We start from the raw sequence: 14,982 nt of genomic DNA, 5'->3' as shown, positions 1-14,982 counted from the left end.
GCTGAAACCTGCTTCCCGCCACCCATCATGAAATTCCGGGGCTTTCCGGTTTCGCGCGGGAAAGCGTCGTATCATCGGAAGAACAGCATGCGGCATCGCACTTATCTGCTACAATGACACGCGGCCGATCTGTCCATCGTTGACCAGTTCTAAGGAGTACGACATGCCCAGGAAGAGACCGGAGGGTATTGAACGCTACAATGCACCGGCAGGCGGTTGGGGTGCATTGAAGGCAGTGGCGGAGAGTCTTGCCCGGCAGCAGATTGTTGCCCAGGGAGCGGCGACCCTTTTGAAAGCCAACCAGCCGGATGGGTTTGATTGTCCCGGTTGTGCCTGGCCGGACCCGAAACACACCTCTTCTTTCGAATTCTGCGAAAACGGTGCAAAGGCCGTCACTTGGGAATCGACCGCCAAGCGTATCGGGCCAACCTTCTTTGCATCGCATACGGTTTCGGAATTGTGGAACTGGTCGGATCATGATCTGGAAGATCAGGGGCGCTTGACCGACCCGCTGATTTACGATGCAGCGGCTGACACCTATGTGCCCATTGAGTGGGACAGGGCTTTCGCGCTTATCGGAGCGCAATTGAATGCTCTGCCTGATCCCAACATGGCCGAGTTTTATACCTCAGGCAGAGCCTCGAACGAAGCCGCGTTCCTGTTCCAGCTGTTCGTGAGGGCCTATGGGACCAATAATTTTCCCGATTGCTCGAACATGTGCCACGAGGCGACAAGCGTGGGGCTGCCGCACTCGATCGGCGTTGGCAAGGGAACCGTCACCCTGGAGGATTTCGATCATGCCGATGCCATTTTCAGCTTCGGCCACAATCCCGGCACCAACCATCCGCGCATGATGGCGACCTTGCGCGATGTGGCGCGGCGCGGTGCGCCCATCATCGTTTTCAACCCGCTGAAGGAGCGGGCGCTCGAACGCTTTGCCTCGCCGCAAAGCCCGGTCGAAATGGCCACGCTCGGTTCGACGGATATTGCGTCGGCTTATCATCAGGTTCGCATTGGCGGCGACGTCGCGGTGCTCAAGGGCATGATGAAAAGGGTTTTCGAGCTTGACCGGCGCGATCTGGAGCGCGGTGGAAGGGGAATCCTCGACCGCGATTTTATTGCCGAACATACGTCAGGCATCGAAGCTCTGAGAGAGGATATCGACGCGACGCGCTGGGAGGACATCGAGATCATGTCGGGCCTTACCCGCAGTGCAATCGAAAGTGCGGGCGATGTCTATGCAAAATCCAAAAATGTCATCCTTTGCTACGGCATGGGCATCACCCAGCACCGGAATGGCACGGCAAACGTTCAGCAGATTGCCAACTTCCTGATGCTGCGCGGTAATATCGGCCGGGAAGGTGCAGGCATATGCCCTTTGCGCGGTCATTCCAACGTGCAGGGCGACCGTACCGTCGGCATTACCGAAATTCCCAATGCCGCGCTCATCGACGGCATGGAGCGGGCGTTCGGTTTCCGGCCTTCCGCCGCCAAGGGGCACAATGCCATCGAAGCGATAGAGGCAATTATCGACGGCAGGTCCAAGGCGCTCGTCTGTCTCGGCGGAAATCTGGCTGTCGCCATGTCTGATCCCGATGCAACGTTTGCAGGGATGCGCAAACTTGATCTTGCCGTGCACCTGACGACCAAGTTCAACCGCTCGCATCTGCTGACGGCCAGGACCACCATCGTCCTGCCCGTTCTCGGGCGTACCGACGCCGATGTTCAGGCCACAGGCCGGCAATCCGTGACCGTTGAAGATTCCATGTCGATGGTGCATGCCTCGCGCGGCTTTCTCAATCCGCCCAGCGGCGATCTGCGGTCGGAACCCGCTATCATCGCGGGCATGGCAAAGGCGACTTTGGGTGACCGTTACGGCATCGAATGGGACGCCATGATCGCGGATTACAGCCGGATCCGCGACAAGATTGAAGTTGTTTTCCCTGACTTCAAGGATTTCAATGCGCGTATCCGGGAGCCGGGCGGGTTTCGCCTGAGCGTACCCGCCTCGCATCGCGAATGGAAAACACCGAACCAGAAAGCCTGTTTCCTGGTGGCGAAGGGCTTGAGCGAGGATCCGCGCGTTCTGGAACCCAACGTGCTGACGCTGACGACAATCCGCAGCCATGACCAGTACAACACGACGATCTATGGCATGGATGACCGGTATCGTGGCGTGTTCGGGCGGCGGGATGTGATTTTTCTGAATGCCAAGGACCTGGCCGAACGTGGCTTGGCCGATGGCGATACGCTCGATGTTGAAGCAGCGCGCGATCATGCCGATCCTGATGACCGACCGCGCCGGGTCAAGCGGTTGACCGCCGTGGCCTACAATATTCCTCGCGGCTCTGCCGCTGGGTACTATCCCGAACTGAACACGCTGGTCGCCCTGTCCCACTATGACCAGCAGTCGGGAACGCCGTCTTTCAAATCGATTCCGATCCGGATCACCCGTGCCGCCTGATCGATGGGCAGGGGGCGATACGTCAGCGGCGCGTGGACGCCGCTGAGGCGACAGTTGTCAGCCAGGCAGAAAAATAGTCCGGCCACACGCCGGTCGTCGTATCCTTTTCGCCCATTCCAAAACCGTGACCACCGCTGGCCAGTTGGTGCAGTTCCACGGGTACACCCGCCCGCTTGCAGGCGTCTGCCATGATGCGGGTATTTGCCGGGTCGGAAATGGGGTCATCCTGCGCCTGAACAAGGAACATGGGAGGGCACCCGCTGCGAACATGGGTTTGAACAGACCAGTCCGCACTCCGTTCCGGGCTTGGATGCGTGCCAATCAGGATGCGCCGTGTCGAGGTGTGGTCGTAGGGCGGCTCCAGCGTAATGATGGGATAGATCAGTGCTGAAAACGACGGCCGGGCAGACAGGCCGTCCGCCGCATCGATCCGCTCATAGGAAGGGAAAGCCGAGCGGACGGACGCCATTCCAAGCAGATGCCCGCCGGCAGAAAACCCGAGCACGCCAAGACGTTCCGGATCGACTTCGAAGCGGCTGGCGTTCTGGCGGATCAAGCGCAAAGCACGTTGCGCATCCTGCAACGGCGCCAGCGGACCGGCATTCCATCCTTCTCCGGGCAGCCTGTAGGTCAGGGTGAAGACGGTAAAGCCCCGGTCGATCAGCCAGCGGGCTGCCGAAAGAGCCTCCTTCTTCATTTCGATGCGTTTGTAGCCGCCGCCCGCTGCCACGAGAACCGCTGCGCCATTCGGCTTTGCCGGCTGGAAAACCTCCATCGACGGGGCTGCGATATTGCTGACCGCTCCTTTGGCGCTGACATTGATCGGCCCTGCCGGACCGCCGCCGCCGGGCGGCGTTGCGGGCCAGAGCGGAATGACCGTGTCGGCCGTGCTGGCAAAGAGCCTTGCCGGGTATGCGACGATACCAAGTGCAGCCAATACCGTTCGACGGGTCACCATCATTTGCTTCCTTGCGATTTACCTTTGAGCCTTTGGTGCCTGGCCCTGGTCGCAAAGCCTCTGGATCGACTCCGTCAAAGCCAGAACTTCCTTGTCCTTGAGAAGATCGATCTTCTGGTGAAGCAGCTCCATCTTCTCGTGCAGCAATTCGATTTCCAGCTCGGCTTTGATGTTGATGCGGTAATCATGCTCGGCTTCTTTCCGGTCAATATCCTGCTGCCGGTTCTGGCTCATCATGATGAAGGGCGCCGCATAGGCCGCCTGAAAGGAGAGCGCAAGATTGAGGAGAATGAACGGGTAGGGATCCCAGTGCTGGATATAGGCGGTGACGTTCAATACGATCCAGAAGAACAGGATCGTGGTCTGGATGATGATGAAACTCCATGAGCCCATCGTCGCAGCCACCTGATCGGCAATTCTCTGGCCGCTGGTCAGCCCGTCGCCTGGTTTTTCCGGCTTGAGGCCCCTGTCCCGGCGGCGGACCGTTCGCAAATGATGCAGCAACGCCCGTTCGGTTTCCCAGAGGCCTCTGTGTTCAGTGTCCGTGTGTGTCATCGCATCGTTCCTTGTGGCTCATGAGGTGACACTGCCTAACAAACGCTGTCCAGGCAACGCCAGTTGCACGCAGAAACCGTTTTCGACGGCGGGGAAGGTGAGTTCCCCACCATGCGCCTTGGCAACCTCCGCCGCAATCGCCAGCCCCAGGCCGGACCCGGGTGCGGGGCCGGACCCGACCTCGAAGGGTTCAAGCAGCCGTGCCTGTTCTGTGCTCGAAATGCCGGGACCGTCGTCAATCACGTTGATCCATGCCTTGCTTTCATCGCGGCCGAGCTCCACAGAGAGGCGCGTTGATGCGCCATGGATCAGGGCATTCTGGATCAGATTGGTCAGCGCCTCGCGGATGCTGATCATATCGCCCTGGATATGAAGCTCTGCCGGGCAGGGTAAGAAGGCAATTGTCACTTCCCGTTCCAGTGACAGCGGGACGGCCTGAGCCAGCGTGGTTTTCGTCAATGCATTCAGATCGATCGTTGTGAAACCAACGGTGCCGGCACGATGAATGACCATGGCGTGGTCGAGAAGCTGGCCGGTGAGATTGCCGAGCGCGTTCACCTTTGCACCGAGTTTCTGAATCTGATCCTGCAGTTTCGGGTCGGCATCGTTCGACAGGATTTCCACCTGTGCATTGAGTTCCGCCAAAGGCGTGCGCATCTGATGGGCGGCATCGGCGATAAAGCGCTGCATCAGCGCTATGCGATCGGCAAGCCGGCGCATGAAGTCATCAAGGACGCTGACCAATGCCCGGATTTCATAGGGCGGCGTAACGCGTATGGCGCGCAGATCGTCGGGCTTGCGCGCTGCGATTTCCCGTTCGATACGCGTCAGCGGCTTCAAAGCAATACGCACGGAAATGGCGCCGGCGATCAGGGCAAGAAGGCTCATGATCGCGATCATGCCGACAGCCTTGCCGGCAAGATCCCAGGCGAGGGACTCCCGCGCCCGCAAGGTTTGTGCCACGACGATTTCCACCCAGCCACTGCCGGAGCCGGTATCAATCTGCTTGCCGATCGCCGCAACGCGGACCGGCTGCCCCTGATAGTTGTCGTCGGCAAGGACCACGCCCTTGCGGATGTTTTCCGACGAAATTTTCGGCGCGAGATCGCCATACCCGGCGACAACGACGCCGCGCGGATCGGTCACCCGGTAAAAGACCAGATCATAGGCTGACAGTGTCGCAAATGCGGCCGCTGGCGGGTCGAGGGTTACAACCCCACCCTGCATGTAGACGTTTTCCGCAACCTGTATTGTCCCGCCGATCAAAAGCTTGTCATAGGCATCACGCGCGGCAATGCCGGCATATTGCCAGGCGGCAAGAGCAAGGACGACCGCACCGACACCGAGAATGAGCGCAATGAAGACGATGATCCGGATGTGCAGGGAGTAGCGGATATCATTTGCTTGCAAGTTGATAGCCCAGCCCGCGCGAGGTGCGAATTTCGATTGAAGTATCCGCCAGCTTGCGCCGCAGCCGCGTCACATATTGCTCGACGGCATTGGCGCTCGGCTCCTGGTCGAAGTTGAAAAGCTGCTCCACCAGTTCCTCCTTGGAGACGAAGCGCCTGGGCCGTGCCGCCAGAATCTCGAGGACAATCAATTCACGCCGGGTCAGATCAAGAGCGGTATCGGCAACGCTGGCCGTGCGCCCGGCCCGGTCGATGACGAGGTCCCCGAAGCGCAGGGCATTGTCGGACATGCCGGCACTCCGGCGCAGCAGTGCGCGGGCGCGTGCTTCCAGCTCGCGAAAATCGAACGGCTTGGTCAGATAATCGTCAGCACCAAGATCAAGGACGTCGACGCGGTCATCGACCGCCGATCGTGCGGTCAGGACCAGAACGGGTGTCTTGTCCTTGCGGCCGCGCAGCCCTTTGAGAATCTCGAAACCATCGGCGCCGGGCAGCATCATGTCGAGGATGATGAGATCATAATCCTGCACCCGCAGCACTTCGCTGGCGGTCCGGCCATCGGTTTCGCAATCAACGGCATGGCCGATTTTTTCAAAGCGCTGGGCAATCGCCTTGGCGATATCGGGCATGTCTTCCACGACAAGAATGCGCAAATCGTGCCCCCGAAACGTGAGTCAGGTATGTGTCAGTTACCGCAAGTACAGTCGAGGTGGGAGTTTTGTCAACGTTACGGCGTTGCGCAAAAGAGACGACGCATTGGGAGGAAGTATGACTTTGCATCAGTCCTTTGATGCTCGCGGCGCATTATTGAGCGTCGAGGGCGTCACACTGCAATACAAGACGGAAGATGCGCTGGTGACCGCCACGCATCGCGTCGATTTTCAGGTTTTTCAATCCGACCGCTTTGTTCTTCTCGGGCCGTCAGGCTGCGGCAAGTCGACCTTGCTCAAGGCCATCGGCGGCTATCTCACGCCGACCGAAGGCCAGATCACGCTCAAGGGCAGGGAAGTCACCGAACCCGGCCCTGACCGGATGATGGTCTTTCAGGAATTCGACCAGCTTCTGCCGTGGAAGACGGTCGGTGAAAATGTCGTCTTCGCCCTCACCGCCAGCGGGCGGGCAAAGCCGGCAGAGGCACGTGAACGCGCCCGCAGCTACATCGACAAGGTTGGCCTGACGAAATTCATCGACAGCTATCCCCATATGCTGTCCGGCGGCATGAAGCAGCGTGTGGCCATCGCGCGCGGCATGGCCATGGAGCCCGATGTGCTTCTGATGGATGAGCCCTTCGCAGCGCTCGACGCGCTGACGCGCCGCAAGATGCAGGATGAATTGCTGCAACTCTGGGACGATACGCATTTCACCGTCCTGTTCGTGACCCACTCCATCGAGGAGGCCATCCGCATCGGCACCCGCATTCTGCTCCTTTCACCCCATCCGGGGCAGGTGAAGGCCGAGCTGAACAGCATACCGCCCAGCGAGCTTGGAACCGGTGCGCAGGCGGCACTCGAAACCCGCATCAACGACATGTTGTTCGCCAGTTGAGATTGGAAGATTCGATGACTGAAGTTCTCTACACACGTCCGGAGATTGTACGCGGCGACGGCAAGAAGGATTTCCTGCAGGTCGAGAAGACGCTCTCTGCCTTTGAACGCATCTATCGCATCGGTGCGGTGCGAAAAGCCTTTATCCTGTTCGTTCTTGCTGCCGCCTGGGAGATTTACGGGCGCTGGCTGGGCAATCCATTGCTGTTTCCCAGCTTTTCCCAGACCTTCGCGGCTTTCAGTTCCAATATTGCCGACGGAACCATTCCGGCAAGAGCGCTGGCATCCATCAAAACGCTGCTCATCGGCTATGGCATCGGCATTGTGCTGGCCTCGCTCCTGACCACGCTCGCCATCGGGTCGCGCATTGGTGCCGACCTGCTGGAAACACTGACCTCCATGTTCAATCCGCTCCCGGCCATTGCATTGCTGCCGTTGGCGCTGATCTGGTTTGGTTTGGGGCAGGGAAGCGTGATCTTCGTGCTGGTGCACTCGGTACTGTGGGCCATCGCCTTGAATACCCATGCCGGTTTCCGGTCAGTTTCCAACACGATGCGGATGGTCGGCCTGAATTACGGCCTGCGCGGCCTCAAGCTGGTCCGCCATATCCTGATACCCGCCGCCTTTCCATCCATTCTGACGGGGTTGAAAGTCGGCTGGGCCTTCGCATGGCGCACGCTGATCGCCGCTGAACTGGTGTTTGGCGTATCGTCCGGCTCCGGCGGCCTCGGCTGGTTCATCTTCGAGAACCGCAACCAGCTGGAAACCGCCAACGTCTTTGCAGGCTTGTTCACGGTTATTTTGATCGGCCTTGCCGTCGAGAACCTGATCTTCGCCACGATTGAAAAGAAAACCATTCGCCGCTGGGGAATGCAGGCCTGAGTTTGAACCGCCGGGAACCGGTATGTATAAAGGGAGGACTACAATGAAAATGATGAAACAGCTCTGTGCCGCCGTGCTCGGCATCGGCCTTGGATTGGCGGGTGCAACGGGTGCCGCCCGCGCCGAAGTCAGCGAAGTGCGGATTTCCAAGGGATACGGCATTCTCTATCTGCCGCTGATCGTTATGGAAAACCAGAAGCTGATGGAAAAGCAGGCTGCCAAAGCCGGTCTGGGCGATGTCAAGGTGACATGGCTGATGCTCGATGGCGGCAATGTCATCAATGATGCGATGATGGCCGGTTCGCTCGATTTTGCCGGAACCGGGGCGCCGGGCTTTGTCACCCTCTGGGCCAAGGCCAAGGGCATTCCGAATGTCGAAGTTGTCGGCATCAGCGGTCTCAGCGCCACATCGCTGTGGCTGAATTCGAACAATCCCGAGATCAAGACGCTGAAGGATCTGACACCCAAGGATAAAATTGCCCTGCCGGGGATCAAGACGTCGCTGTCGGCGGTCGTCCTGCAGATGATGGCGGCGCACGAATTTGGACGCGAGAACTATGCGAAGCTCGACCCGTTGACGGTCAGCCTGCCGCATCCGGAAGCCCTGGCAGCGGTGACAAGCGGCCAGACCGAGATCACCGCCCACTTCACTTCGCCACCGTTTTCCTATCTGGAGTTGAAAGACCCGAAGGTGCATCGGGTTGTCAATTCTGTCGATGTCATCGGCAATATCACGCTGGACGTGACCTTTGCGCCGAAGAAGTTCGTCGACGCCAATCCGAAAACCACGGAAGCTTTCCTGGCGGCTCTGGATGAGGCAAACGCTTTCATCGCCGGCAACAAGCAAGCTGCCGCTGAGATTTTCGCCAAGAGTTCAAAGGTGAAAGTGTCGGTCGAGGAAGTTCTTGAAATGCTCAACGACAAGGATTCGCAGTTCTCGACGACGCCGAACGGTGTCATGCAGTTTGCCGAGTTCATGCATCTGGCCGGTACGATCAAGGTCAAGCCCGCAAGCTGGACGGACCTGTTTATCCCGCAACTTCACGCACGCAGCGGGAGTTAAGGGAAGGCTGCCATTCCCGGGTATTCTCACATGACGAGCATGAGCCGGTTGTTATCATCGATAGCAGCCGGCTCATGCTGCCGGTGGTCGAGGGCGCGTGATGACCCGCAGGGCGTTTGTTTTGAGTTTTGCTTGCCAGAATCGACCAGCCGGGGGATAAAGCAGCGACTGCAAAAAGCGAAAGTATTTCGGCTATGGTTGATGCGACACACGAACACGGCATGTCCGGCCAGCCGCTCAACGTCAGCTTCAACACCGAAAATGATCAGGCAATGGTTGTCCTGGCAGGCTCCTGGATTACCCGCTATGTCGGGCGTGTGAATGCGCAAATGCGCAAGATCGAGAATAGGAAGGATTTTCCCAATGCTGTCAGCGATCGGTCCGGCGTCGCCGCTTTGGATACGGGGGGGGCGTGGCTGGTCGACCGCATGCGCGTTGCCCTGGAAGCTGCGGGAAAACAGGTCGAGATACGCGGGCTGAAGCAGCATTGGGAAACGCTTTTTGACGCTGTTGGAAAAACCGCATCTGCTCCGGCGGATGCAAACCCGCCGCTGCACAAGCCGAATCTTGGAATTCAGTTTCTCGATACAATTGGCCGGACAGTGGTCAATTTCGGCGATGATTTTATTAAATCCATGCATGTGCTGGGTGCTGTCGTCACCGGTTCCCAGATGCGCGGCGGCAAGGGAAGCCCTATCCGGTATCCGGCGTTCTTTCACCAGATTGATCGGCTGGGCGTCGGGGCAATCCCGGTGGTGGTGCTGATTTCATTCATTATGGGTGCCATCGTGGCGCAGCAGGGCGCCTATATGCTCAGCACCTATGGTGCCGAGACCTATGCGGTGAATCTCGTCGGCGTGCTGGTGCTGCGCGAGACCGGCGTCCTGTTGACCGCGATCATGATCGCGGGGCGCTCAGGGAGCGCCATCACGGCAGAACTCGGGTCGATGAAGATGCGCGAGGAAGTCGATGCCCTGCACGTCATCGGTCTCAATCCGATCAGCGTTCTGGTGTTTCCCCGTCTGGTCGCACTGAGCATTTCGCTGCCGCTTCTGACGATTATTGCGGATTTTGCCGGGCTTGCGGGCGGGGCCGTCGCGCTATGGCTTTATTCGGACGTATCGCCCGGCATCTATATCGCCAATCTGCGCGATGCGATCACGGTCCAGTATTTCCTGGCGGGCCTGATCAAGGCTCCCTTCATGGCGATGATCATCGGTACCATCGCCGCGGTTGAAGGGATGAAGGTTGGCGGAAGTGCGGAGTCACTGGGTCTGCGCGTGACGGCATCGGTGGTCAAGTCGATCTTCATCGTCATCGTCCTCGATGGTGTGTTTGCCATCTTCTACGCGTCGATCAATTTCTGATACCCGCCCGTTCATCTTTGTGCCTGGCTCGCCATGGAAGCGCAGGCTTCACAGCCGCCTCGGAAGCGGTGCGGTTGCAGAGGTGAGTTTCGCGCTGTATCTCTGTCGCGATAGCCGTTATCGCAGGAGAGGCGGCTGATGGCGGCCACGACGATAGGCATGAAAAGGATAGGCGTCCGATGTTTGCGGCAAAGACGATGAATCACACTGACAAGACCGAGTTTTATCGCGAACTCTGCGCTCAGTTGAACGGCCTTCTCGCTGATGAAAACGATGCCATCGCCAATGCCGCCAACACCTCGGCGCTGATCTTCCAGATGGTGCCCGATCTCAATTGGGCAGGCTTCTATTTCCTTTATTCCGAAGACGAACTCGTTGTCGGCCCCTTTCAGGGCAAGCCGGCCTGCGTGCGTATCGCCGTTGGCAATGGCGTCTGCGGAACGGCTGTTGCGCAGGGAACCTCGATTCTCGTCGAGGATGTCGACGCCTTTCCCGGACATATCGCCTGTGATGCCGCATCCCGTTCGGAGCTTGTCGTGCCGCTTTTCCATGAGGGACGCATTCTGGGTGTTCTCGATCTGGACAGTCCGATACCCGGCCGGTTTGACAGCATCGATCAGTTCGGCATGGAAAAACTCGCCGCAATCTATGTTGCCGCATGCAATTGGGACGATTGAGCGATAAATTTTCGCGCTGCCCAACACCTTGTTAAAATTCCATATTTTCTGATTTTCGGATCGGCTCCAACAGAGAATCTCACAGGATTATTCTGTCAATTCTGAATCCCAGTTGACAAGAACCATGAAGTGCGTTTGTCTTGTAAAGCGATTTACTAAACCGCTTTACAATGGGGAAAGCGCTTGTGATCAAGAAGACGACGCCCAGTCTGAAAGATGTTGCCGCCGCAGCTGGCGTGTCGGTTACGACAGTATCGCGCCTGGTCAATGGCAGTCTTGATCTGCCGTATCACACCAAGAAGCGCATCGAAGATGCAATCAAATCGCTGAACTACATACCCAATCCGCATGCGCGGCGTTTGAGCATGGGACGTTCGGACACCATCGGTCTGGTTGTTCCTGAAATTGCCAACCCGTTCTTTTCAACCCTGGTCGCCGCTGTCGAGCAGGCAGCCGACGAGCGCAAGCTGGCGGTCTCGCTGCATGCGACGCTCAACCGGGCAGGGCGCGAAATCGAATACCTGCAACTGATCGAACGCAATCATGTCGACGGGCTGATCTTCATCACCAACCACCCGGACGACGGTGCGCTTGCCGGCCTTATCAACCGTTCGGGCAAGGTCATCATCGTCGACGAAGACGTTCCGGGTTCGAAAGCGCCGAAACTGTTCTGCGACAATGATCATGGCGGTTATCTCGCCGGTCTTCACCTGGCGCAACAGGGACACAGCCATGTTCTGTTCATCGGCGGCGACGAGCGCATGATCAGCGCGCGCCGCCGTTTCGATGGCCTGATGCGCGCGCTGCGCGAACAGCATGGCGATACGGCGATGGTTGATCGTTACGCCGGTGAATACACCATCGATTATGGGCGCAAAGCTGCCGTCCGCTATCTGGAAGAGCAGCACGCGGCAACGGCCATCTTTGCCAGCTCCGATGAAATTGCCATCGGCCTGATCGAAGTCTTCAAGGACCGGAATGTGTCGGTTCCCGACGATGTTTCGATCATCGGTTTCGATGATGTCGGGCCGCTGCATCTCTTTGCACCGCCGCTGACCGTCATTCGTCAGCCGGTCCGGCAACTCGGGCGCCGGGCGCTCGAACTGCTTCTGGAAACAAACTGGCAGGAGTGGAAACCTTCCGCTTCGGAAGAACTGCTGCCAGTCGAAATCGTCGTGCGGAACTCCGTTGCCCCGCCGGCGAAATAACAAGACGTAACGGTAAGAAAACCAACAGAGGATGAGAACATGACTTTGAATTTGAGCAGGAGAACATTGATTGCATTGGCTGGCTTCACGGCATTGAGCTGCGCCGCCTCGTCGACTGCGATCGCACAGGAAAAGAAGACGATCGCGCTGGTGCAGATCAACCAGCAGGCGCTTTTCTTCAACCAGATGAACCAGGGCGCGCAGAAGGCAGCCGACGCCGCCGGCGTCAAGCTGGTTATCTTCAATTCCAACAATGAACCGACGGCGCAGAACAGTGCCGTGGAGACCTATATTCAGGAAAAGGTATCGGGTCTTGCGGTCGTCGCCATCGACGTCAACGGCCTGATGCCTGCCGTCAAGCAGGCCGCCGACGCGGGTATCCCCGTTGTCGCCATCGACGCGATCCTTCCCGAAGGCCCGCAGAAAGCCCAGATCGGCGTCGACAATGCCAAGGCCGGTGCCGACATGGGCAAGTTCTTCCTTGACTACGTCAAAGCCAATATGGGCGGCAAGGCCAAGATCGGTGTTGTCGGTGCGCTGAACTCCTATATCCAGAATGTCCGGCAGGAAGGCTTTGAAAAGACGATCAAGGGTGTTGACGGTGTTGCAATTGCCGGCGTCGTCGACGGCCAGAATGTGCAGGACAATGCGCTTGCGGCAGCCGAGAACCTGATTACCGGCAACCCGGACCTGACAGCCATCTATGCAACCGGCGAGCCCGCCCTGATGGGCGCCATCGCCGCCGTGCAGAGCCAGGGCAAGCAGGGCACCATCAAGGTGTTCGGCTGGGATCTGACAGCTGAAGCCATTGCCGGCATCGATGCCGGATTTGTTGCCGCGGTTATCCAGCAGGACCCGTCGGCAATGGGTGCCGCCGCCGTGAATGCGTTGCAGAAGGTTGCGGCCGGCCAGACCGTCGAGAAGAACATCGCTGTTCCCGTCACCATCGTCACCAAGGCGAATGTTGACCCATACAGGGCCGTCTTCAAATGATTCAGGAAGGTCAGCAAAGATCTGCTGCCATCGGTTCCGGAGGGGGTATTCCCTCCGGATCTGCCGGCGACGCACATGCCGCCCCGCGTATTTCCTTGCGCGGCATACGCAAATCATTCGGCTCGCACCAGGCATTGCGTGGTGTTGATCTCGACATTTATCCCGGTGAATGCCTTGGGCTTGTCGGTGACAATGCCGCGGGCAAGTCGACGCTGACAAAGATCATTTCCGGTACCTACATTCCGGACGGCGGCACCATGTCCATCGAGGGCGAGGACATTCATCTCACCGGCCCGGGCGATGCGCGCAACAGACATATCGAAATGGTCTTCCAGGATCTGAGCCTTTGCGATGAGATCGATGTGGTCGGCAATCTCTTTCTCGGGCGCGAGCTCAGCAAGGGCATGTTCCTTGACAGCAAGGCAATGCTGGCCGAAGCGCGCAAAATGCTGGATGCGCTGGAAATCCGTATTCCCAAACTGACCAGCAAGGTTGCCCACCTCTCCGGCGGCCAGCGGCAAGCCATCGCGATTGCCCGGGCAGCGTCGTTCAAACCGAACGTCCTGATCATGGACGAGCCGACATCGGCACTCGCCGTGGCCGAAGTCGAAGCGGTGCTTGCCCTGATCAATCGCGTGAAGGCCAATGGCGTTTCGGTCATCCTCATCACGCACCGTCTTCAGGACCTTTTCCGCGTCTGCGACCGCATTGCGGTGATGTACGAGGGCACGAAGGTCGCAGAACGCCAGATCGGCGGCACCAATCTCGAGGATCTGGTCAAACTGATCGTTGGCGAAGGAGCAAAGCAATGACCGTCTATACCGAACGCGGTCACGGATCGCGCCTTGCCGATTTTTTCGGCGAGCACGCGCAGGTTCTGTCGATCGCCGTGTTTTTTGTCGCCTGCATGGTGTTTTTCTCGATCGGCAGCGATACGTTCCTGACCCTTGGCAATATTCTCAATATCGTGCGGCAGGCGGCTCCGCTGCTGATCGTTGCAATCACCATGACCTTCGTCATCATCACCGGCGGCATCGATTTGTCGGTGGGCTCGCAAGTCGCCCTTATCAATGCGGTTGCGGCTGTCGTCATGGCGATGGGATATCCCTGGCCATTGGTCGTGGTTGCAATGATCGTGCTCGGCGGCGGCCTTGGTTTCGTCCAGGGCTGGTTCATCGCCTACCAGGGGATTCCGGCGTTCATCGTTACGCTTGCCGGTCTTTCCATCCTGCGGGGCTTTGCACTCTATCTGACGCAGGGCTATTCGATCCCCATTCAGGATGCGCCGGGTTTCTTTGCGCTGGGTCGCGGCGTCATTGGCGGGGTCCCTGTTCCGGCCATCATCGCCGCCGTCGTTGCCGTTCTGGGCTATGTGGCGATAACATCGACCAAATATGGCCGTCAGGTCGTGGCGGTCGGTTCCAATGCGGAAGCCGCGCGCCGGGTCGGCATGCCGGCCAAATGGATCATCGCTTCGGTCTATCTCATTTCCGGCGTGGCCTGCGCCGTGGCCGGGTTGCTGATCGCAGCGCGCTTGGGGTCCGGATCGTCCAATGCAGCGGTCGGCTTCGAACTCCAGGTGATCGCGGCCGTGGTTCTCGGCGGCACATCCCTCATGGGGGGCCGGGGCACCATCCTCGGAACGGTTCTCGGCACGCTGACCATCGCGGTGATCGGCAACGGGCTGATCCTGATGCACATCTCGCCATTCTTCACCCAGATCGTCACCGGTGCGATCATCCTGATCGCCATCTGGCTGAACACACGGATATTCACGGCAAACTTCCGCTTCGGCAGCGGCAAGAAGAGGTGAGTCCTGTGAACAGCGATCTGTCAGAAGCACATATCCGCTCCGGCAAGGT

14 protein-coding genes are annotated in these 14,982 nt (G+C 58.7%); 10 read left to right on the top strand and 4 right to left on the bottom strand.

Annotated features, from left to right (window positions below):
• Positions 1-163 precede the first annotated feature (163 nt).
• The gene (locus RDL77_RS05780) at positions 164-2,464 is read left to right on the top strand and encodes an FdhF/YdeP family oxidoreductase (RefSeq protein ID WP_288192118.1); all 2,301 of its coding nucleotides are present in this window, start codon (positions 164-166) and stop codon (positions 2,462-2,464) included.
• A gap of 22 nt (positions 2,465-2,486) precedes the next feature.
• On the opposite strand, the gene RDL77_RS05775 is transcribed toward RDL77_RS05780, so the two are convergent.
• Genes RDL77_RS05775 through RDL77_RS05760 form a run of 4 tightly spaced genes read right to left on the bottom strand, consistent with a single transcriptional unit; the run spans position 2,487 to position 6,039 of the window.
• Positions 2,487-3,422: an alpha/beta hydrolase gene (locus RDL77_RS05775; protein WP_288192117.1), complete on the bottom strand. Its 936-nt coding sequence runs from the start codon at positions 3,420-3,422 to the stop codon at positions 2,487-2,489.
• Positions 3,423-3,440: 18 nt separating this feature from the next.
• Entirely contained in the window at positions 3,441-3,977 is a 537-nt protein-coding gene (locus RDL77_RS05770; RefSeq protein WP_223614689.1) for a DUF1003 domain-containing protein, read from the bottom strand.
• Positions 3,978-3,995: 18 nt separating this feature from the next.
• Positions 3,996-5,387, bottom strand: a complete 1,392-nt coding sequence (locus RDL77_RS05765) for a sensor histidine kinase (protein WP_288192116.1) — start codon at positions 5,385-5,387, stop codon at positions 3,996-3,998.
• Entirely contained in the window at positions 5,374-6,039 is a 666-nt protein-coding gene (locus tag RDL77_RS05760) for a response regulator transcription factor (protein WP_288192115.1), read from the bottom strand. The genes RDL77_RS05765 and RDL77_RS05760 overlap by 14 nt, the downstream gene beginning before the upstream one ends.
• A gap of 115 nt (positions 6,040-6,154) precedes the next feature.
• Here RDL77_RS05760 and RDL77_RS05755 point away from each other — a divergent pair, with 115 nt between their 5' ends.
• The 9 genes from RDL77_RS05755 to RDL77_RS05715 all read left to right on the top strand — a co-directional run bounded on the left by RDL77_RS05755 (position 6,155) and on the right by RDL77_RS05715 (position 14,933).
• Positions 6,155-6,931, top strand: coding sequence for an ABC transporter ATP-binding protein (locus RDL77_RS05755; RefSeq protein WP_288192114.1), 777 nt, complete (start codon positions 6,155-6,157; stop codon positions 6,929-6,931).
• Positions 6,932-6,945: 14 nt separating this feature from the next.
• Positions 6,946-7,812 (top strand): ABC transporter permease, encoded by an 867-nt coding sequence (locus RDL77_RS05750; protein ID WP_223614693.1) that lies wholly within the window; start codon positions 6,946-6,948, stop codon positions 7,810-7,812.
• Between the two features lie 43 nt (positions 7,813-7,855).
• A complete protein-coding gene (locus RDL77_RS05745; RefSeq protein WP_288192113.1) occupies positions 7,856-8,875 on the top strand; it encodes an ABC transporter substrate-binding protein in 1,020 nt (339 codons plus the stop codon).
• Positions 8,876-9,069: 194 nt separating this feature from the next.
• Positions 9,070-10,242, top strand: coding sequence for an ABC transporter permease (locus RDL77_RS05740; RefSeq protein WP_288192112.1), 1,173 nt, complete (start codon positions 9,070-9,072; stop codon positions 10,240-10,242).
• Between the two features lie 179 nt (positions 10,243-10,421).
• Positions 10,422-10,919 carry a GAF domain-containing protein gene (locus tag RDL77_RS05735; protein WP_288192111.1) on the top strand — a complete coding sequence of 166 codons (498 nt, stop codon included), beginning with the start codon at positions 10,422-10,424 and terminating at the stop codon, positions 10,917-10,919.
• A gap of 185 nt (positions 10,920-11,104) precedes the next feature.
• A complete protein-coding gene (locus RDL77_RS05730) occupies positions 11,105-12,127 on the top strand; it encodes a LacI family DNA-binding transcriptional regulator (protein ID WP_288192110.1) in 1,023 nt (340 codons plus the stop codon).
• Between the two features lie 39 nt (positions 12,128-12,166).
• Positions 12,167-13,120: a substrate-binding domain-containing protein gene (locus RDL77_RS05725; protein WP_288192109.1), complete on the top strand. Its 954-nt coding sequence runs from the start codon at positions 12,167-12,169 to the stop codon at positions 13,118-13,120.
• Complete coding sequence (locus RDL77_RS05720) at positions 13,117-13,932, top strand: ATP-binding cassette domain-containing protein (RefSeq protein ID WP_223614699.1); 816 nt, start codon at positions 13,117-13,119, stop codon at positions 13,930-13,932. The genes RDL77_RS05725 and RDL77_RS05720 overlap by 4 nt, the downstream gene beginning before the upstream one ends.
• Complete coding sequence (locus tag RDL77_RS05715; RefSeq protein ID WP_223614700.1) at positions 13,929-14,933, top strand: ABC transporter permease; 1,005 nt, start codon at positions 13,929-13,931, stop codon at positions 14,931-14,933. The genes RDL77_RS05720 and RDL77_RS05715 overlap by 4 nt, the downstream gene beginning before the upstream one ends.
• The last annotated feature ends 49 nt before the right edge of the window (positions 14,934-14,982 follow it).

It is taken from the genome of uncultured Phyllobacterium sp., from assembly GCF_902479695.1.
Taxonomy (GTDB): Bacteria; Pseudomonadota; Alphaproteobacteria; order Rhizobiales; family Rhizobiaceae; genus Phyllobacterium; species Phyllobacterium calauticae.
This window is presented reverse-complemented; position numbering and strand designations above follow the sequence as displayed.

Coding starts and splice junctions, on each gene's coding strand:
- RDL77_RS05780 (WP_288192118.1), top strand. CDS start 164: ATGCCCAGGAAGAGACCGGAGGGTATTGAACGCTACAATGCACCGGCA.
- RDL77_RS05775 (WP_288192117.1), bottom strand. CDS start 3,422: ATGGTGACCCGTCGAACGGTATTGGCTGCACTTGGTATCGTCGCATAC.
- RDL77_RS05770 (WP_223614689.1), bottom strand. CDS start 3,977: ATGACACACACGGACACTGAACACAGAGGCCTCTGGGAAACCGAACGG.
- RDL77_RS05755 (WP_288192114.1), top strand. CDS start 6,155: ATGACTTTGCATCAGTCCTTTGATGCTCGCGGCGCATTATTGAGCGTC.
- RDL77_RS05750 (WP_223614693.1), top strand. CDS start 6,946: ATGACTGAAGTTCTCTACACACGTCCGGAGATTGTACGCGGCGACGGC.
- RDL77_RS05745 (WP_288192113.1), top strand. CDS start 7,856: ATGAAAATGATGAAACAGCTCTGTGCCGCCGTGCTCGGCATCGGCCTT.
- RDL77_RS05740 (WP_288192112.1), top strand. CDS start 9,070: ATGGTTGATGCGACACACGAACACGGCATGTCCGGCCAGCCGCTCAAC.
- RDL77_RS05735 (WP_288192111.1), top strand. CDS start 10,422: ATGTTTGCGGCAAAGACGATGAATCACACTGACAAGACCGAGTTTTAT.
- RDL77_RS05725 (WP_288192109.1), top strand. CDS start 12,167: ATGACTTTGAATTTGAGCAGGAGAACATTGATTGCATTGGCTGGCTTC.
- RDL77_RS05720 (WP_223614699.1), top strand. CDS start 13,117: ATGATTCAGGAAGGTCAGCAAAGATCTGCTGCCATCGGTTCCGGAGGG.
- RDL77_RS05715 (WP_223614700.1), top strand. CDS start 13,929: ATGACCGTCTATACCGAACGCGGTCACGGATCGCGCCTTGCCGATTTT.